The organism is Bacteroides muris (ex Afrizal et al. 2022) (genome assembly GCF_004793475.1).
Taxonomy (GTDB): domain Bacteria; phylum Bacteroidota; class Bacteroidia; order Bacteroidales; family Bacteroidaceae; genus Bacteroides; species Bacteroides muris.
In genome coordinates this window covers 204643-224096 of the sequence record NZ_SRYZ01000003.1, presented here as the reverse complement: position 1 = coordinate 224096, position 19454 = coordinate 204643, and the positions used below count along the sequence as shown (strand labels likewise).

The 19454-nt window shown below is 45.0% G+C and carries 19 protein-coding genes; 15 read left to right on the top strand and 4 right to left on the bottom strand.

From position 1 onward, the window contains the following. Both E5355_RS02925 and E5355_RS02920 read left to right on the top strand, forming a co-directional pair. A partial coding sequence (locus tag E5355_RS02925) for a transposase (RefSeq protein ID WP_136009109.1) occupies positions 1-308 on the top strand: 308 nt, incomplete at its 5' end. Between the two features lie 63 nt (positions 309-371). Next, entirely contained in the window at positions 372-2480 is a 2109-nt protein-coding gene (locus E5355_RS02920) for a glycoside hydrolase family 2 protein (RefSeq protein ID WP_136009108.1), read from the top strand. A 74-nt stretch (positions 2481-2554) separates the two neighbouring features. Here E5355_RS02920 and E5355_RS02915 read toward each other — a convergent pair whose 3' ends face one another. The 3 genes from E5355_RS02915 to E5355_RS02905 form a co-directional block, all read right to left on the bottom strand. Continuing rightward, positions 2555-3097 carry an RNA polymerase sigma-70 factor gene (locus tag E5355_RS02915; RefSeq protein WP_136009107.1) on the bottom strand — a complete coding sequence of 181 codons (543 nt, stop codon included), beginning with the start codon at positions 3095-3097 and terminating at the stop codon, positions 2555-2557. 166 nt (positions 3098-3263) lie between these two features. Then, the gene (locus tag E5355_RS02910; protein ID WP_136009106.1) at positions 3264-4904 is read right to left on the bottom strand and encodes a beta-N-acetylhexosaminidase; all 1641 of its coding nucleotides are present in this window, start codon (positions 4902-4904) and stop codon (positions 3264-3266) included. Between the two features lie 44 nt (positions 4905-4948). Beyond that, a complete protein-coding gene (locus E5355_RS02905) occupies positions 4949-5818 on the bottom strand; it encodes an NAD kinase (protein ID WP_136009105.1) in 870 nt (289 codons plus the stop codon). 103 nt (positions 5819-5921) lie between these two features. Between E5355_RS02905 and E5355_RS02900 the strand changes: the two genes are divergently transcribed. The 13 genes from E5355_RS02900 to folE all read left to right on the top strand — a co-directional run bounded on the left by E5355_RS02900 (position 5922) and on the right by folE (position 17059). Continuing rightward, positions 5922-6635 (top strand): pyridoxine 5'-phosphate synthase, encoded by a 714-nt coding sequence (locus tag E5355_RS02900; RefSeq protein ID WP_136009104.1) that lies wholly within the window; start codon positions 5922-5924, stop codon positions 6633-6635. Next, positions 6635-7351, top strand: a complete 717-nt coding sequence (locus E5355_RS02895) for a MotA/TolQ/ExbB proton channel family protein (protein ID WP_136009103.1) — start codon at positions 6635-6637, stop codon at positions 7349-7351. Before E5355_RS02900 ends, E5355_RS02895 begins: the two co-directional genes overlap by 1 nt. A gap of 38 nt (positions 7352-7389) precedes the next feature. After that, the gene (locus E5355_RS02890) at positions 7390-7800 is read left to right on the top strand and encodes an ExbD/TolR family protein (RefSeq protein ID WP_246866876.1); all 411 of its coding nucleotides are present in this window, start codon (positions 7390-7392) and stop codon (positions 7798-7800) included. Positions 7801-7834: 34 nt separating this feature from the next. Then, positions 7835-8653, top strand: coding sequence for an energy transducer TonB family protein (locus E5355_RS02885; protein WP_136009102.1), 819 nt, complete (start codon positions 7835-7837; stop codon positions 8651-8653). A 14-nt stretch (positions 8654-8667) separates the two neighbouring features. After that, positions 8668-9216: a DJ-1 family glyoxalase III gene (locus tag E5355_RS02880; RefSeq protein WP_136009101.1), complete on the top strand. Its 549-nt coding sequence runs from the start codon at positions 8668-8670 to the stop codon at positions 9214-9216. Between the two features lie 17 nt (positions 9217-9233). Further along, the gene (locus tag E5355_RS02875) at positions 9234-9905 is read left to right on the top strand and encodes a 2-C-methyl-D-erythritol 4-phosphate cytidylyltransferase (RefSeq protein ID WP_136009100.1); all 672 of its coding nucleotides are present in this window, start codon (positions 9234-9236) and stop codon (positions 9903-9905) included. Further along, positions 9893-11989: an ATP-dependent DNA helicase RecG gene (gene recG / locus E5355_RS02870; protein WP_136009099.1), complete on the top strand. Its 2097-nt coding sequence runs from the start codon at positions 9893-9895 to the stop codon at positions 11987-11989. The genes E5355_RS02875 and recG overlap by 13 nt, the downstream gene beginning before the upstream one ends. A 272-nt stretch (positions 11990-12261) precedes the next feature. Next, the gene (locus E5355_RS02865; protein WP_136009118.1) at positions 12262-13131 is read left to right on the top strand and encodes a M23 family metallopeptidase; all 870 of its coding nucleotides are present in this window, start codon (positions 12262-12264) and stop codon (positions 13129-13131) included. Between the two features lie 136 nt (positions 13132-13267). Beyond that, positions 13268-13810, top strand: a complete 543-nt coding sequence (locus E5355_RS02860) for a DUF1599 domain-containing protein (protein WP_016273109.1) — start codon at positions 13268-13270, stop codon at positions 13808-13810. After that, a complete protein-coding gene (locus E5355_RS02855) occupies positions 13800-15092 on the top strand; it encodes a BT_3928 family protein (RefSeq protein ID WP_016273108.1) in 1293 nt (430 codons plus the stop codon). The genes E5355_RS02860 and E5355_RS02855 overlap by 11 nt, the downstream gene beginning before the upstream one ends. Positions 15093-15141: 49 nt before the next feature. After that, entirely contained in the window at positions 15142-15897 is a 756-nt protein-coding gene (tpiA, locus tag E5355_RS02850) for a triose-phosphate isomerase (RefSeq protein WP_005829974.1), read from the top strand. Positions 15898-16003: 106 nt separating this feature from the next. Continuing rightward, positions 16004-16462, top strand: coding sequence for an SPOR domain-containing protein (locus E5355_RS02845; protein WP_035457767.1), 459 nt, complete (start codon positions 16004-16006; stop codon positions 16460-16462). A 9-nt stretch (positions 16463-16471) separates the two neighbouring features. Further along, the gene (gene folE, locus E5355_RS02840) at positions 16472-17059 is read left to right on the top strand and encodes a GTP cyclohydrolase I FolE (RefSeq protein WP_005829983.1); all 588 of its coding nucleotides are present in this window, start codon (positions 16472-16474) and stop codon (positions 17057-17059) included. 22 nt (positions 17060-17081) lie between these two features. Here the strand turns inward: folE and dnaG are convergent, their stop codons facing one another. Beyond that, entirely contained in the window at positions 17082-19184 is a 2103-nt protein-coding gene (gene dnaG, locus E5355_RS02835; RefSeq protein WP_136009098.1) for a DNA primase, read from the bottom strand. Positions 19185-19454 lie beyond the last annotated feature (270 nt).

Here is a 19454-nt window from a genome sequence, read left to right as displayed (position 1 = left end):
CCGCTTATTTGCTGATGAGGGTTCTTAAGGAGATGTGCTCCAGTGTAAGAAACATTCTTGCCGATGGAGGTTACCGAGGAGAACTTGTCGATAACATAAGAAAGAAATTCGGATATGTCATTCAGGTTGTTATCAGTGCGTACAAGGAACAGGGATTCAGACCCATTCAAAAGAGATGGATTGTGGAAAGAACATTCTCATGGATGGATTACAATAGAAGGCTCTGCCGAAACTATGAACTAACATTCGACTCGGCAGAGGAAATGGTCAAATTAGCCGCTATAAGATTATTATTGAGGAAAATTTAAACAGGCTCTAAGGGTTGGCTCTTATTTTTGTGTCATAAATATGTAATTAATTTCAAATAAAAAATGAGGAAAAAAAATGTCAGTTTACTATTGGCCTGTTTGCTTGTTGTCAGTAGTGTAGTAGCACGTGATGTTACTTCTTTTAATACAGGATGGGAGTTTAAGAAAGGTTCATTTTCAAAAGAGATTGTTAGAGCCGTTGCCAGTTGGAGCGACAAGTGGGAAAAAGTAGAGATTCCTCATACTTGGAATGCTCAAGACATGCAAACACGGTATAATGATTTTTATGAAGGGGTTGGTTATTATCGTAAAGAATACTTCTGTCCTGATAGTCTGAAAGGCAAAAGGGTGTTTCTTCGCTTCGAGGGAGTAGGTACCTGTGCGGAGGTATATGTTAACAATCAGTTGGTGGGAACTCATAAGGGAGGGTATTCCGCTTTTGTCATTGAGATAGGAACAGCATTAAAATCTGGTGAAAACAATGAAATTGTAGTCAAGGCGGATAATAAGTCGCGTCCGGATGTGATTCCGGTAAATCATGTGCTGTTTGGTGTGTATGGAGGTATCTACCGTCCGGTTTGGCTGGTGGTTACTGAAAAAAGTAATATTACGGTGACTGATAATGCCTCTTCCGGTGTATATATTAAACAGAAGAATGTTTCCAAACGCTCAGCGGATGTAACGGTGACGGTAAAAGTGGACAATGCTTCTTTGCATCCTGTTCCTTTGATACTTGAAAATCTGATTTATACTCAGGAAGGAAAGCTGATAACCTCGGGTAGGCAATCGTTGAGTCTGACGTCACAAGGCACGCAAACCTATGCGTCTGCATTCCGTCTGAATAAACCGCATTTGTGGCAAGGCCGTCAGAACCCTTATTTGTATAAAGTGGTTTCTCGATTAGTGCAGGAGGGGAAGGTGATAGATGAGGTTGTGCAACCCTTGGGGATACGGAAATATGAAATGGTTGCTGGTAAGGGATTTTTCTTGAATGGAGAAAAATATCCGATGTATGGTGTCTGTCGCCATCAGGATTGGTGGGGATTGGGCAGTGCTTTGAAGAACGAGCATCATGATTTCGACTTGGAGCAAATCATGGAGGTAGGTGCCACTACCGTCCGTTTTGCCCACTACCAGCAATCGGAATACCTCTATTCGCGTTGTGATTCTTTAGGATTGATTCTTTGGGCTGAGATTCCTTTTGTGAATCGGGTGACAGGAGAAGAAGCCGAAAATGCAAAGAACCAGCTTAGGGAGCTAATCCGTCAGAATTACAATCATCCTTCCATCTATGTGTGGGGATTGCACAATGAGGTATATTCTCCCCATGAATATACGGCACAGCTTACTGCCGATCTTCATGACCTTGCTAAAACAGAAGACCCTGACCGTTATACTGTTTCAGTAAATGGTTATGGACACATGAATCATCCGGTGAATCTAAATGCTGATATTCAGGCAATGAATCGTTATTTTGGCTGGTATGAGAAAAAAATCAAGGATATAGACACGTGGATAGAAGATTTGGAAAAAGAGTATCCTAGCCAAAAATTTATTCTTTCGGAGTATGGTGCGGATGCCAATATTAATCATCAGACGGAACTGTTGGGAGAATCTTTGAAATGGTGGGAACAATATTATCCGGAGACATTTCAGACCAAAGTGCATGAATATCATTGGAGTGTGATTGCTAAACATCCGTATATCGTAGCTTCTTATTTATGGAACTCTTTTGACTTTGCTACTCCTATGGCTAATCGTGGAGGAATTGTGGCCCGGAATATGAAAGGCTTGATGACATTTGACAGAAAAACAAGAAAAGATTCCTATTATTGGTATAAAGCGAATTGGAGCAAGGAGCCCGTAGTGCATCTTACTCAACGTCGTAATATAGACAGGGAGCGTAAAGAAACTTCAGTAACAGTTTATTCGAATATTGGAACTCCCAAGGTCTATCTGAATGGTAAAGAGTTGCAGGGTATTCGAAAAGGCTATACAGAAGTGCATTATGTCTTTGACCATGTTTCCCTTGATAATGGAAAGAATATATTGAAGGCAGTGGCCGTAAAAAATGGAGAGGAATATATGGACGAAATAGAGTGGAATTATTCCGGAGAAAAGAACAGGGGAACTAAATTTTATGAAAATAAGCAGGAGCATTCCGGGTTTTAAAAAGTGAGGTGAATATAAAAAATCCCCCTGCTTTAGTATTGGTTCGTAATAGCATGTGGCTAAAGCAAGGGGATTTAAAAGAGATAGGCATATTTATCATCAAGAAAATTTTTGATACGTTTTAATGCTTTGGTAATCTGTGCCTCCACTGTTTTTACCGAGACGTTCATTTCATTGGCTATTTCTTGATTGGTTTTGCTTCCTTCCCGGCTTAATCGGAATACTTTTTGGCATTTGTCGGGCAATGCGTAAATAGCTTCCTGTACAAGAAGATTCAATTCCTCCATTTCAAGCATTGAAGCTGTTTCATCATTGATTATATCGTTTGCCTCGTCAAGCGGAAGCATCTTTTTTTTGTCTCGTAAACAGTTCAGACATCGGTTACGTACTGCTTGGAAAAGGTAGGCTTTTAGTGATAAAGTCAGATTTATTTGATTACCATGCTCCCATAAGTACATATAAATATCAAGAACGAGTTCTTCTCCCTCTTGTGTGTTGTTCAGATATAAATGCGCATATCGACAGAGGGGCACGAAATACATATCAAATAGATATTTGAAAGCGTGCTCATCTTTAGATTGTATAAGTTTCAATAATAAAATATCATCTGCAACCATACTAAAACAAAAGATAAAATCATTCTCTTTGATAAGGAGAATAGAAAATCCGGTGGTAAAGTTATGAATTATTTAATTATTTGAGTGCATTCTATTAATGCAAAATGATTATATTCTTTTCCCTAACCAGATAGTTCGCTATCTATTTTTTAGGCTTGGTAGCAGTTTAATTCTCATTTTTCCCGAACACCTCAAAAGGCACACGGATAGACACCCCCCGTTGAATCAGATTGTATAGGTTAGGTAACATCCGGCGTTTAAAGTCTTTCCAGTCTGTACCGGGATTTTTGTTCCAGCCGGCTTCGGCTAAAGCCAATCCTCGGGGGAAAGTCATATAGGTGGCACGGTTTATATCTTTGATGGCTTCTCCCCATAGGGTTCCCATGATTCCTATGATTTGTTTGCGCTTGTCAGCCTCTAGTTTGTAAGTGGGATCGAAGCTGAATGTTTTCTGAAGGGTAGTGATGGGCATTCCCCAATTGTGGAATTCCGGAAAATCGTTCTTGTATTGCGGGTAGTCTAGATAAGCGTACTCACCGGGAGCAAGAATAAGAGTGTTGTTGGATTTCCGTGTCAGTTCGATACATTTAGGAGTGAGGGCGTTTCGCCAAGTCACGAGGGTGACATCTTGTGGATAGTCAAAGAGATATTTGCTGGCAGGGTAATAGATATTATCCAGCTCGCACCAGAGGATGGTGTGGAGTCCGTACCGTTTGGTAGAAGTCAACACCTTTCCGAAGAAGATGTTCATTAATTGGTCAGGATTGGTATAGCCGTGTTCCTTCATCAGTTGAAGGTTTTCGGGGCTTTTTGCCCAGTTCTTCTTGATGGCGGATTCATCCCCTCCCAAATGAATCTTCTTGGAGGGGAAGAGAAGTGACATTTCGCGGATGACATCATCAAGGAGCTTATATACTTGCGGATTGGCTGCGGAAAGCATGACATTGTCCGTTTTGCCCAATTTGAAGATGGAGTCTTTATGGATGTCACAACGCAGTTCCGGATAAGCTGTAAGAATGGCAGCCGTATGTCCGGGTATATCTATTTCGGGAATGATTTCCACGTTCAGGTTTGCGGCATATTCTACCAGGTCTTTAATTTGCTCTTGGGTATAGAAACCGTTGTCGGGTCCGTTATTACCCCCTTGAGGAGTACGGAAAGCGCCCACTTCGGTTAGTTTAGGATGACTTTTGATTTCAATTCGCCAGCCTTGATCGTCACTGAGGTGGAGCTGCAATACATTGAATTTATAACGTGCCATCTGCCGGATGTAGTGTTTCACATCATCCACGGGTAGAAAATGACGGGCAGGGTCGAGCATTAACGCACGGTGTGCATACGCCGGGCTGTCTTTGATGAAGAGGGACTGGATTTTTTTGTTTCCGGTGTTTATGACATCTCCTAAGAGTACTTGGTCAAGGGTGTATATACCATAGAGTATGCCGGCGGCGGTTTTACCTTCAATGGTTATTTCGTTGGGAGTTATGGAGAGCCTGTATTGTTCATAGTCAGGAATTTCAGAGTTAAGTAGAAGCTTGATTCTTCCTTCTGTACCAATCGGGAGCTCCATATCGAATCGTTGGTGCCAAATGTTTTGTAGTTCATTGGCAATGAACGATAATGTACCGGAACTGATAACCATTTTTTCATTTTCCGAAAGTCGGAATAAACCTTCACCTTGTTGAATGTGGTTGGGTAAGGGGAGCAAAGCTGCCAGGTTGTTTTGTGCCTGAATATGGCATACTGATAATAACATTGCGAGCAGGAGGCATATTCCTGTTCTTTGGAAGGTGAAAAATGTTTTCATTTATATTGAAGGTAAAGTTAGAATGCTTTGCAAATATACGGATATTATCTGATATCCGCCCCCCACATCAATTTATTTCGTAATGTGTCAAAGAAGATGTGGTTGTAGCGTTTTACTACTTTGATGGAATAATCTGCCCGTGAGATATGCAACCGGGTAGTTTCTTTGCAGGACTCGCTACGGCCGTCGATGGCAACCAAGAAGTTATGGCTACGGCTTTCCACATCAAGTGTAATTTCCCAGTCGTCACAAATGACGATGGGACGGACGTTGAGACTATGCGGAGCCACAGGAGTAATGGCAATCGTCTTACTGTGAGGAACGATGACCGGACCTCCTACGCTGAGCGAATAGGCAGTAGAGCCAGTAGGGGTGGAAATGACCAGTCCATCGGCTTGATAGGTTGTCAGTGGAGCGCCATTGATGGCGGCGTGGATACTGATCATGGAAGAACTGTCCCTTTTTAGTACGGCAATTTCATTGAGTGCATAAGGAAACTTCATCAATAGTTCGTCATCACATTTCAGTTGTAGCACACTACGCTCTTCCACTTTATAATGGTTATTGTAAATTTCTTCAAAAGTGTTCTCCATTTCTTCGGGAGAGATATCCGCTAAAAATCCCAGACGGCCGGTATTAATGCCTAAAATTGGAATATTCTTTTTTCCTACACGGCTGGCTGCCTTCAGAAAAGTACCGTCACCACCGATGCTGATAACCATGTCGGCATGAAAGTCATCTTCGTCAAATAATTCGGCAGACGGTATGTCAAGATGTAAGTCGGCAGTCAGAAAATGATAGAATTCCCGGCAGACACAAAGTTGTGCATTATGCCGTTCCAATATGCGGAAAAGATTCTCTGCATGGGAAGATTTTTTTGCTTGGTAAGTATTTCCAATTATGGCAAATTTCATAGTCAATCTATTGTTATGCTGCGCAAAGATGCTATTTTTTTCTCAGAATGCTGCCAACATATTGCTATTATTTGTACTTTTGTCCCAAACTATAAACCGAATTATGACGAGATTAAGCGTAAATATAAATAAGGTTGCAACGCTGCGCAATGCCCGTGGAGGTGATGTCCCGAATGTTATAAAGGTTGCGCAGGATTGTGAAAGCTTTGGTGCTGATGGTATTACGGTGCATCCCCGTCCTGATGAAAGGCATATTCGCCGTAAGGATGTGTATGATTTGCGGCCGTTGTTGCGTACGGAGTTCAATATCGAAGGTTATCCTGCACCCGATTTTATAGATCTGGTCTTGAAGGTGAAACCGCATCAGGTTACTTTGGTTCCAGACAGTCCTACACAGCTGACTTCAAACGCAGGTTGGGATACCAAGACCCATTTTGACTTCTTGAACGAAGTGCTGGATGAGTTCAACAATGCCGGTATCCGTACTTCCGTATTTGTTTCCACCGATACCGAAATGATTGAATATGCCGCCAAGGCCGGTGCCGACCGCGTGGAGCTATATACGGAACCTTATGCTACGGCTTATCCCAAAGGACGGGAAGCGGCTGTGGCTCCTTTTGTCGAGGCTGCCAAGGTGGCCCGAAGCTTAGGTCTGGGGCTGAATGCCGGACATGACCTGAGTCTGGTGAATCTGAATTATTTTTATCAAAACATTCCGTGGCTGGACGAGGTGTCCATCGGGCATGCGCTGATTAGTGACGCATTGTATCTGGGATTGGAGCGTACGGTCAAGGAATATAAAAACTGTCTTCGCTGATGAATGTAATGTTGTTATTGGCCCAAGTGGCTTCGGCACTGACTGACTCTATTTCAGGTGCCAATCCGGTACTGACACAAGTAAACGCTTCCGACGAAATGAATTTATGGAGCATGGCCATTAAAGGTGGCTGGATTATGGTTGTCTTGGGATTGATGTCCGTACTTTGTTTTTACATCTTGTTTGAACGTAATTATGTTATCCGGAAGGCGGGGAAAGAAGACCCTCAGTTCATGGATAAAATAAAGGATTATATTTTGGGTGGGGAATTGAAAGCTGCCATTGCTTATTGTCGCAGTGTGGATACTCCCTCGGCTCGTATGATTGAAAAAGGTATCAGCCGTTTGGGACGCCCGGTGAACGATGTGCAGGCTGCCATCGAGAATGTGGGTAATATTGAGGTTGCCAAACTGGAGAAGGGAATGACGATTATGGCCACTATTTCCAGTGGGGCTCCTATGCTTGGCTTTCTTGGCACGGTGACAGGCATGGTACGTGCGTTTTGGCAAATGGCGAATGCCGGGAATAACATTGATATCAGCTTGCTTTCCGGCGGTATTTATGAGGCAATGATTACTACGGTGGGCGGTTTGATAGTCGGCATCATAGCTATGTTTGCCTATAATTATCTGGTGACACTGATAGATGGCGTGGTCAACAAGATGGAAGCCAAGACAATGGCATTCATGGATTTGTTGAATGAACCGGCGAAATGATTTATTAAAAAATGAATAATTAAAAGAAGAGGAGAAGCGTGTTAAAACGTAGAGCTAAAATATCGCCCAATTTCAGTATGGCGTCCATGACGGACTTGATTTTCCTGCTGCTGATTTTCTTTATGATAACGTCTACCATGGTGTCACCCAATGCTATCAAGGTGCTGTTGCCGCAGGGAAAGCAACAGACCTCTGCGAAGCCTTTGACAAGAGTCATCATAGATAAGAACCTGAATTATTATGCTGCTTTTGGCAATGACAAGGAACAGTCTCTGACGCTTGAAGAATTGACTCCTTTCCTGCAATCGTGTGCGGAGAAGGAACCTGAAATGTATATAGCTTTGTATGCTGACGAAACGGTGCCCTATCGGGAAATCGTGAAGGTGCTGAATATTGCGAATGAGAATAAGTTCAAGATGGTGCTGGCAACACGGCCGCCGGAAAACTAAATCGTACATTATACATGGTTAAATTGTAAATGCAATGGTGAATCAGAAGAAGAAAGGAAAATATATAGGTATGGCAGGTGCATTCGTGGTGCATATTGCCATTATCACCCTTCTGATACTGGTAGGATTCACCCGGCCGGAACCTTCGGAAGAAGGTGGTGTGCCTGTTATGTTGGGAGAAGTGCCCGATGCACTCGGTGCTGCCGATCCTTCTTTGGTAAAGGTGGACGTTATGCCGGAGGAAATTGCCCCCCAGGTGCAGGAAACGGTGGAGCAGGATATCATTACGCAGGAAACTGAAGAGTCAGTTGCGATAAAACCCAAAGCCCAACCCAAGAAAAAAGAGGAGGTGAAGAAGCCGGAAAAAACGGAAGCCGAAAAAGCGGAAGAAGCCCGTAAACTGGCGGCGGCAAAAGCCGAGCGGGAGCGTAAGGAAGCCGAAGAGGCTGCCCGCAGACGAGTGGCCGGCGCTTTTGGCAAAGGTGCCCAAATGGGTAGTAAAGGTGACACGGAAGGAGAAGGTATTCAAGGAAGTCCTACGGGGAATGCTCCGTCCGGAGCTACTTCGGGTACGGGAGGTTACGGTTCGTTTAATTTGGGCGGGCGTTCTCTCGGTGAGGGCGGATTGCCCCGACCGGTATATAATGTGCAGGATGAGGGCCGGGTTGTGGTGACCATCACAGTGAACCCTGCCGGACATGTGATAGCGACCAGTATCAACCGTCAGACCAATACCGTCAATCCGGCATTGCGGAAAGCGGCGGAAGATGCTGCCAGGAAAGCCCGTTTCAATGCGGTAAGCGGCCTGAACAATCAGACGGGAACAATAACGTATTATTTTAATCTAAAATAAGAGGAGGAACAATTATGGGTACAGTTTATGTCTTTTTTGCCGACGGATTTGAAGAAATAGAAGCTTTTACTTCTGTAGATGTGATGAGACGTGCCGGATTGAACGTAGAAATGGTGACGGTAACTCCTGATGAAATAGTGACGGGAGCGCACAATGTGCCGGTCTTGTGTGATAAGAATGTGGTAAACTGCGACTTCTACGATGCAGATCTTATATTGTTGCCGGGAGGTATGCCGGGTGCGTCCACTTTGGAAAAATGTGGAGAACTGCGTAACCTGATACTGCGTTTTGCCCAAGAGCAGAAACCGATTGCTGCTATTTGTGCAGCTCCAATGGTATTGGGTAAGCTGGGATTGCTGAAAGGCAAGAAGGCTACTTGTTATCCCGGATTTGAACAATATCTGGAAGGTGCCGAATGTACGGGTGCTCTGATAGAAAGAGACGGCAATATTATTACAGGAAAAGGACCGGGTGCTGCTATGGACTTTGCATTGGCTGTAGTGGAACTGCTACAAGGCAAAGGAAAAGTGCAGGAACTGAAAGAAGCCATGTGTGTTCTTTAATTTTCAAATCTCAATTAATGGAGTATGCTCTGATTGTAGCAGGTGGTAAGGGCTTGCGCATGGGAACCGACCTTCCCAAACAGTTTCTTCCGATAGGAGGAAAGCCGGTTTTGATGCGCACGTTGGAAGCTTTTTATGCCTGTAATGCTGAGATACAGATTATATTAGTACTTCCTCACAGCCAGCAGGACTACTGGAGGCAGCTGTGCAAGGAGTACTGTTTTTCATTGCCGCATGTTATTGCAGATGGAGGGGAGACGCGGTTTCACTCCGTAAAGAATGGTTTGGCTTTGGTAAAGACACCTGCTTTGGTTGGTGTGCACGATGGGGTACGTCCGTTTGTGGCCCGGGAGGTGATTACGCGCTGCTATGACTTGGCAGCTGAGAAAAAGGCCGTAATTCCGGTAATCGGTGTGGTAGAGACCGTTCGACGTATAGGAGGGGAAGGCAGTGTGACTGTCGGCAGGGATGACTATAGATTGGTGCAGACTCCTCAGGTTTTTGATGCGGAATTGCTGAAAGCGGCATACGAGCAGCCTTATATGCCCCATTTTACCGATGATGCTTCTGTGGTGGAGGCATTGGGTGCATCTGTCTTTTTGACGCAGGGAAACCGGGAGAACATTAAAATAACCACTCCTTTTGATTTAAAAATAGCCACAGCTCTTATAGATTCATGTTCGATTTAGCCACGCGTGACATAAAATATTTGCCGGGCGTCGGGCCGCAGCGTGCTTCGGTGCTCAATAAGGAATTGGGCATTTACTCCTTGCACGATTTACTATATTACTTTCCATATAAATATGTAGACCGCAGTCGGATTTATTATATTCAGGAGATTGATGGGACGATGCCCTATATTCAGCTGAAAGGTGAGATACTAAGTTTTGAGACGGCTGGAGAAGGGCGCCAGCGCAGGTTGATTGCTCATTTCTCGGATGGTACGGGGGTGGTGGACTTGGTTTGGTTTCAGGGTATCAAATATCTGGTGGGGAAGTATAAAGTGCATCAGGAATATATTGTATTCGGAAAACCCACCTTCTTCAATGGCAGGATAAACATGGCTCATCCGGACATAGACTCTGCTTCGGACTTGAAATTGTCGTCCATGGGGTTGCAACCTTATTATAATACGACTGAAAAGATGAAGCGGAGTTCTCTCAATTCACATGCCATTGAGAAGATGATGAATACGGCGCTGCAACAGTTGCGTGAGCCATTACCCGAGACCCTTTCTCCCGCCATACTTGCCGGGCATCATCTGATACCGTTGACGGATGCTTTGGCCAATATACACTTTCCCGCTAATCCGGATGTATTGCGCAAGGCACAGTATCGGCTGAAGTTTGAGGAGCTTTTTTACGTACAGTTGAACATCCTGAGGTATGCGAAAGACCGTCAGCGGAAATATCGCGGTTATATTTTTGAAAGGGTGGGGGAAGTGTTCAATACCTTCTACTCTCGTAATCTTCCTTTTGAACTGACCAATGCGCAGAAGCGGGTATTGAAGGAAATCCGTAAGGATGTAGGGTCGGGAAAGCAGATGAACCGCTTGCTGCAAGGGGACGTGGGAAGCGGGAAGACGCTTGTCGCGCTGATGAGCATGTTGATGGCGCTCGATAATGGTTACCAGACATGTATGATGGCGCCTACCGAGATTCTGGCAAACCAGCACTATGAAACCATTCGTGAACTGCTGTATGGAATGGAAGTTCGTGTGGAACTGTTGACCGGTTCTGTCAAGGGCAAGCGGCGTGAAGCTATCCTTGCCGGTTTGTTGACGGGAGACATACATATATTAATAGGTACTCATGCCGTCATTGAAGATACGGTGAATTTTGCTTCGCTCGGTTTGGCTGTGATTGATGAGCAGCATCGTTTCGGCGTGGCCCAACGGGCACGGTTGTGGACAAAGAATGTACAGCCCCCCCATGTATTGGTGATGACGGCAACCCCGATTCCCCGTACATTGGCAATGACGCTTTATGGCGATTTGGATGTGTCTGTCATCGATGAATTACCTCCCGGGCGTAAGCCGATTGTCACTCTTCATCAGTTTGATAGCCGTCGGATAAGCTTGTACCAGTCTATGCACAAGCAGATTACCGAAGGTAGGCAGGTTTATATTGTCTATCCGTTGATTAAGGAAAGCGAAAAGATTGACTTAAAGAATCTTGAGGAAGGATATCTGCATATTTGTGAGGAATTTCCCGAGTGCAGGGTTTGCAAGGTGCATGGAAAGATGAAACCTGCCGAGAAAGATGCCCAGATGCAGTTGTTCGTATCCGGTGAGGCACAGATAATGGTGGCTACCACTGTGATTGAGGTAGGTGTAAATGTGCCCAATGCTTCGGTGATGGTGATTGAGAACGCCGAGCGTTTCGGGCTGTCTCAGCTTCATCAGCTTCGGGGACGCGTAGGACGTGGAGCCGACCAATCCTATTGTATATTGGTTACCGGTTATAAGTTGGCGGAAGATACAAGGAAACGTTTGGAGATAATGGTGCGAACCAATGACGGTTTTGAAATAGCGGAAGCAGACTTGAAGCTGCGTGGTCCTGGAGATTTGGAAGGGACACAGCAGAGCGGCATTGCTTTCGATTTGAAGATTGCCGATATAGCCCGTGACGGACAATTGCTGCAATATGTTCGTGAAGTGGCCCAAACGGTGGTGGATGCAGACCCACATGGCATGTTGCCTGAGAATGAGGTCTTGTGGCGACAATTGAAAGCGTTGAGAAAAACGAACGTTAATTGGGCTGCCATTAGCTAAGAAAAACAGTTGAACATACACTTTTGTTGTGTTTTATGTTGTAAAACATGTTTGTTTGTAAGTGTCATATTCATAGCGTATTAAGACTTCTTTGTGGGTTTTGCAGCTTTCTCTTCTTCAAAAAAATAGTTAATGATTGATGTCGCTTTTCAGAGAGAAATATTACCTTTGGGAGAATTTTTTTGAAAATCAATCCGGATATTCGTGTAGAACAAGTGGTGTTTGATTTGCCGAGATGCTTGCGACGGATATCAAAATGAATGACGAAACGAATGAATTTTAATTGGATAAGAACTGCTTTATTGGCTGCGACGGCAATGGTCAGCTTGAATTCTTTCTCGCAAGACCTGATTGCCCGCCAAGCCCCCATCGACAGAAAACTTAAAAGTGTAGATTCGCTTGCTTTGCAGAAACAGATACGTGCGGAACAGTCCTTGTATCCGGGTTTGGATTTATATCCCAACTGGAATAACGAATTCGTACAAGCCTATGGCAATGCGATTGTGCCTGAGAGCTATACATTTGATTTGACCGGTTTCTGCATGCCTACTTCAAATACCCGTATTACAGATGTATTCGGTTACCGTCCCCGGAGAAGAAGGGCCCATTACGGCTTGGACATCAAGGTGTATGTAGGAGATACAATTCGCGCGGCTTTTGATGGAAAAGTACGTGTAGTCAAGAATCAAGGTCGTCGCGGATATGGCAAATACGTCGTTATTCGTCACGACAATGGTTTGGAGACCGTTTACGGACACTTGTCTAAGCAGTTGGTTGATACGAACCAGTTGGTAAAAGCCGGTGAACCAATTGCTTTGGGAGGGAATACCGGACGTTCCACCGGTTCACATCTTCACTTTGAAACCCGTTTCTTGGGAATCCCCATCAATCCTGCACTTATGTTTGATTTTGAAAAGCAGGATATCGTAGCTGACTCCTATACATTCCATAAGGCAAAAGGCTCTTCCGGTACTGCACGTAGCATGGCGTCGGGTGAAGGTCTGTTCTATAAGGTAAAGAAGGGAGATACATTGGGACGAATTGCAGCACGTCAAGGAACCTCTATAGACAAACTTTGCAAACTGAACAGGATTACGCGTAAGACAATCCTGAGACCGGGACAAGTATTGCGCTGCTCATAAAAACGTAAAACAATCTCTATAGAAAGAGGGGCTTTAATAGATTTTAGAGTGCCCTCTTTTTCTTTTTCTTTAATTATTCCTATCTTTGCAGCGCATTGTGAAAATAGGCTGTATTTCAGCATAAACAAGCAAGGAAATGAAAGATACCAAGCAACAGTTTGAACATATCATTGCGGTTTGCCGTGACTTGTTCTCCAAGAAACTTCATGATTACGGTCCGGCGTGGCGCATTCTTCGTCCGTCTTCCGTGACAGACCAGATATTCATCAAAGCCAACCGCATCAGAAGCATTGAAACGAAAGGAGTGACCTTGGTAGACGAAGGCATCCGTTCTGAATTCATAGCTATTGTCAACTATGGAATTGTAGGGCTGATACAGTTGGAACTTGGCTATGCCGAGGCTGCCGATATGACCAATGAAGAGGCATTGGTGCTGTATGATAAATATGCCAAAACCTCTTTGGAGTTGATGCTTGCCAAGAATCATGACTATGATGAAGCTTGGCGCAGTATGCGCATCAGTTCGTATACGGATTTGATTTTGATGAAGATTTACCGGACAAAGCAGATTGAAAGCTTGTCCGGAGAGACTTTGGTTTCGGAAGGTATTGATGCCAACTATATGGATATGATTAACTATTCCGTGTTCGGCTTAATTAAGATTGAATTTGGAGATTGACAAGAAACATATTGTCGGAAAGGTTTGGGTGAACCTCTGTCGTTTTCTGCTGGGGGCTTTGTTCATTTTCTCCGGATTTGTAAAGGCCGTTGACCCGTTGGGCTTTTTTTATAAGATTCAGGATTATCTGACGGCTTTCGGCATAATTTCCTGGTTTCCTTCTTATTTGCCGTTGTTGTTGGGAATCGTGTTGTCTGCCATAGAGTTCTGTGTAGGTGTTTTCTTGTTTTTGGGTATACGCCGGAAGGTGGCGTCTGTATTGGCACTGCTGCTGATGGTGGTGATGACCCCTTTGACGCTTTATCTGGCTTTAGCAAATCCGGTGTCCGACTGCGGATGTTTTGGTGATGCGTGGGTATTGACCAATTGGCAGACTTTCAGTAAAAACGTGATGTTGTTGGTGGCGGCAGTGTCTGTATTCAAATGGCAGGATTTGCTGGTACGCTTCATTACACCGAAGATAGAGTGGATGATTTCCATGTATACGTTTCTGTTTGTGTTTGCGTTGTCCTTTTATTGTCTGGAGAATTTGCCGATACTTGATTTCCGTCCTTATAGAATCGGAGCGAATATCAAGGCAGGTATGGAAATTCCCGAAGGTGCCAAACCAAGCGTGTTTGAGAGTCGGTTCATATTGGAAAAAGGAGGCAAGCGTCAGGAATTTACGTTGCAAAATTACCCGGACAGCACATGGACGTTTGTGGAGTCGCGTATGATATTGAAAGAAAAAGGCTATGAACCCCTCATTCATGATTTTTCCATGATGAGTCTGGAAGCATGGGAAGATATAACGGACAGTGTCTTGTCGGATAAGGGATATACGTTTCTGTTGGTTGCCCATCGGATAGAAGAGGCAGATGACAGCAATATCGACCTTATCAACGAAATATATGATTACAGTGTGGAGCACGGTTACGGTTTTTATGCCTTGACTTCATCTCCGGAAGACGAGATTGAGTTGTGGCGTGACAAGACTGGAGCGGAATATCCTTTCTGCCAGACGGATGATATTACGTTGAAGACCATTATCCGTTCAAATCCCGGTTTGCTGTTGATAAAGGACGGAACGATTTTAAACAAATGGAGTGACAATCGGCTGCCTGATGAATATGTGCTGATTGACAGCCTGGACAACTTGGAACTGGGCAGGCAGAAGCAGGAAAGTGACTTACGAACCATAGGCTATGTGTTGTTATGGTTCATCATCCCTCTGATGATGGTGCTTTGTGTCGATATTCTAGTCGTAAGGCGCCGGGAGAGACAACGGCTCAGACGAGAATAGAGAATAGTATCAAATAGTAAATAATTAACCCTTTTAATAATAAAACAAAATGAGAAAAAACATTGTTGCAGGTAACTGGAAAATGAACAAGACCCTCCAGGAGGGTATTGCCCTTGCGAAAGAACTGAATGAAACATTGGCTAACGAGAAGCCTAATTGTGATGTAATCATCTGTACTCCGTTTATCCACCTGGCGTCTGTTACTCCTTTGGTAGATGCAGCCAAGATTGGTGTAGGTGCAGAAAACTGTGCAGACAAAGAGTCGGGCGCATATACCGGCGAAGTATCAGCTGCTATGGTTGCTTCTACTGGTGCAAAATATGTCATTCTGGGTCACTCTGAGCGTCGTGCTTATTACGGTGAGACAGTTGCTATTCTGGAAGAGAAAGTGAAATTGGCTTTGGCTAACGGTCTGACTCCGATTTTCTGTATCGGTGAGGTACTGGAAGAACGTGAAGCAAACAAGCAGAATGAAGTGGTAGCCGCTCAGTTGGCTTCTGTATTCTCTTTGTCTGCCGAAGATTTTTCTAAGATTATCTTGGCATACGAGCCGGTTTGGGCTATCGGTACCGGTAAGACTGCTACTGCGGAACAGGCACAGGAAATCCATGCTTTCATCCGCTCATTGATTGCTGAAAAGTATGGTAAGGAAATCGCTGACAACTGCTCTATCCTTTATGGTGGCAGCTGCAAGCCCTCCAATGCAAAGGAACTGTTTGCCAACCCGGATGTTGACGGCGGTCTGATTGGTGGCGCTGCCTTGAAGGTTTCCGACTTCAAGGGTATCATTGATGCTTTTAACTAATGGATAATGGAGAATTGATAATTGATAACGGGTATGTATGTGCTTGTTGTCGGTTATCAATTCCCTTTGTTTCTTATTATCAATTATCCACTATCAATTATCAATTATGAAAAAGCTTGGTTTACTTTTAGTTGCATGTTTCGCTTTTGCAACCATTTCTGTAGCGCAGAACAATATTGTGAAAAGTCTGGAACGTAATGTGCCGGGACAAGGTAAGGTGACTATCCATCAGGATGCGCGCATTGCGGCACTGATAGGTTCGGCGTATGTACCTGTCGGATCAGACGAACGGAAAGCGATTAAAAGTTCGGGTTACCGCATACAGGTTTATGCAGGGAATAATACCCGTCAGGCCAAGAACGAAGCTTATGCGGTGGCTACCCGCATTAAGGAACATTTCCCCGAACTTACAGTTTATACCTCTTTCAATCCTCCCCGTTGGCTGTGCCGTGCAGGAGACTTCCGCAGCATTGAAGAAGCGGATGCCATGATGCGTCGGTTGCGGGCTACCGGTATATTCAAGGAAGTTTCTATCGTGAAAGAGCAGATAAACATCCCCTTATAAAGAATTGTCATGTTAGGAAAAGAAGAAATCGTATCTCCTTCATTGGATGAACTGAAGGAACATTATCACCGCATCCTTACTCTGCTGGGTGAAGATGCCGGACGTGAAGGTTTGCAGAAGACACCTGAACGGGTGGCGAAGGCCATGTTATCGTTGACGAAAGGTTATCATATGGACCCGCACGAGGTGCTTCGTTCGGCCAAATTTCAAGAAGAGTACAGCCAGATGGTGATTGTGAAAGACATTGACTTCTTCTCACTTTGCGAGCACCACATGCTTCCATTCTACGGAAAGGCACATGTGGCATATATTCCTAACGGCTACATTACCGGACTGAGCAAGATAGCCCGTGTAGTGGATATTTTCTCTCACCGCCTGCAAGTGCAGGAACGCATGACACTCCAGATAAAGGAGTGTATCCAGGAGACCCTGAACCCGCTGGGGGTTATGGTTGTTGTGGAGGCCAAACACATGTGCATGCAGATGCGCGGAGTAGAGAAACAGAACTCCATTACCACTACATCCGATTTTACCGGAGCATTCAACCAAGCGAAGACCCGCGAGGAATTTATGAATTTAATCAGGCATAATTCGTGACGGAGAACTCCCCGGATTGAATTTAAAGATTCAGGATGACTCTGTCTCCCAGCCGTTTTGCCATGAGGCTTTTTACTTTGTTCAATTCGTTGTAGCGCTCCATGATGCTGTTGCACTGAGTTTCATCGTTGGCTATGGCAGGGTTTTGCAATGCAGATAGAGTATGCTTCAATTCTTCGCAGACGATGGCATATTTGAAGTTAATCATTAACCGTGGGATTAGTTCATAGAGGCGTTCTTCGTCCGTCACCATTTGTTCTATCTGTGATTTCCTTAACTGATAGCGGTTGCTGATAAGTTCCACGCTCAGCTTGCTGATGACGGGGTCGGGATGCGCCACAAAATACCGTTCAGCGGTAAAACCCTCATTATGGATGCGTTCGGCAGCTTCCGTCAGGATTTGCCGGTGAAGCGGATTGTGGAAGGCAAGCTCGTCTTCTTTTAAATCATTGACAATGTATTCGGTTACAGTGATAGGAGTTTCCTGCCCCTCTTCATCGGTGATATTGCACATCACCCGTTCGCCATAGAGTACTACCATCTTCAAAATCAGCCGTTCATACTTATAGAACTCCTGTCCTTCTTTTCCTTCCTGCGGGATGAAAGATACATATTCTTCCGGAGGGAAAGGCGGAGGAGTTTCGGAAAGGGAACCGTCAGGCAGCAATTCAGGCGGATAGCCGACGGCTTGCTGTGCATCAGGGGTGGTTGTAGCTGCTGTATGGTTACCGTTGGCAATGCCTGCTTCTGCGTTGGCTCTTGCGGCATTGGCCAATCGGCGCTCGCGTTCTGCCCGTTCTGCTTGTTGCCCGGCTTGCTTTTCGCGACGCTTGGCGACTTCGGAAACCAGCAGTTTGTCTTCTACATGCAGCAACTGGGCGCATTCCTTGACATAGACGTCGCGCACAATGGCTTCGGGAATGATGGAAATGCTCTGCACGAGGTTGCCGATAAGCTCGGCACGCTTGATGGGGTCTTTTCCTGCATCTTCAAGCAACAGATTGGTTTTAAAGCGGATAAAGTCCGTTTCATTCTCTTGTATGAAGTTCTGGAATTCCGTCGCATTGTGTTTGCGGGCAAAGGAGTCCGGATCGTCACCGTCGGGCAGGAGGCAAACTTTTACGTTCATGCCTTCTTCCAGCAACATGTCAATACCTCGGATAGAGGCCTTTATACCGGCAGCGTCACCGTCGTAGAGCACTGTCATATTGTTGGTGAAGCGATGAATCATCCGGATTTGTCCGGGTGTCAATGCTGTGCCCGAAGAGGCAACCACATTCTCTATGCCCGATTGGTGCATGGAAATGACGTCCGTATAACCTTCTACCAGAAAACAACGGTCTTGTTTTACAATGGCTTGTTTGGCAAAGTATATGCCATACAGCTCGTTGCTTTTATGATAAATTTCCGATTCAGGCGAGTTGACGTACTTCACCTTGACACCTTTGGTGGCACTGGCAAGTACGCGTCCTCCGAAGGCCACCACCTTGCCGGAGAGAGTATGTACCGGAAAGATGACCCGCCCCCAGAAGCGGTCGCGCAGTCGGTGGTCGTCCGTTTCGTAGCAGAGGCCGGTCTTGACGAGATAATCTTTTTTGTATCCTTTATTCAGGGCTTCCAGAGCGAGGGCGTCGTGGCTCTCGGTACAGTAACCCAATTGAAACTTCTCGATGATGTCATCGCGGAAGCCGCGGCTACGGAAATAGGCCATGCCGATGCTTCTGCCGTCAACATGGTTCTTCAGGATATTCTGGAAGTAGTCGCGGGCAAAGTTGTTTACGATGAAGAGGCTTTCCCGTTCGCTCTGTGCTATCTTTTCCTCACTGGATAGTTCGCGTTCTTTAATCTCGATACCATACTTCTTGGCAAGGTACTTCAGCGCTTCGGGATAGGACATCTGTTCGTGCTCCATGATGAAGTGCACCGCATTTCCTCCTTTTCCGCAGGCAAAGCATTTGCAGAGTCCTTTGGCAGGGGACACATAGAAGGAAGGGGTTTTATCATCGTGGAAAGGGCACAGGCCTACATAGTTCACGCCGCGTTTACGCAGGGTGACGAAGTCTGATACCACATCGTATATTTGTGCGGCATCAAGTATGCGGTCTATGGTGGGTTGGTCTATCATTGTCTCTTTTCTAACTTGTGCAAAAGTACATGATATTTCTTGGATAATCAAAAAATATCATGCAGGAAAGAGCAGACCGGGGGAGGGCTACATCATCATAAGACTCCCGTGGATTGTATTGTTGAGTTTTTCTTTCAATTATCCGGCAGGTGTGTGCAGTGACGAGAGGAGGTGAAAAAGGGAGTTGGCGGATTGTAATAAAAAGATGAGGAAGATATTTTTCATCCTGAAAAAAGTTATATTTTTGCACCCGCTTTTGAAAATTGTATT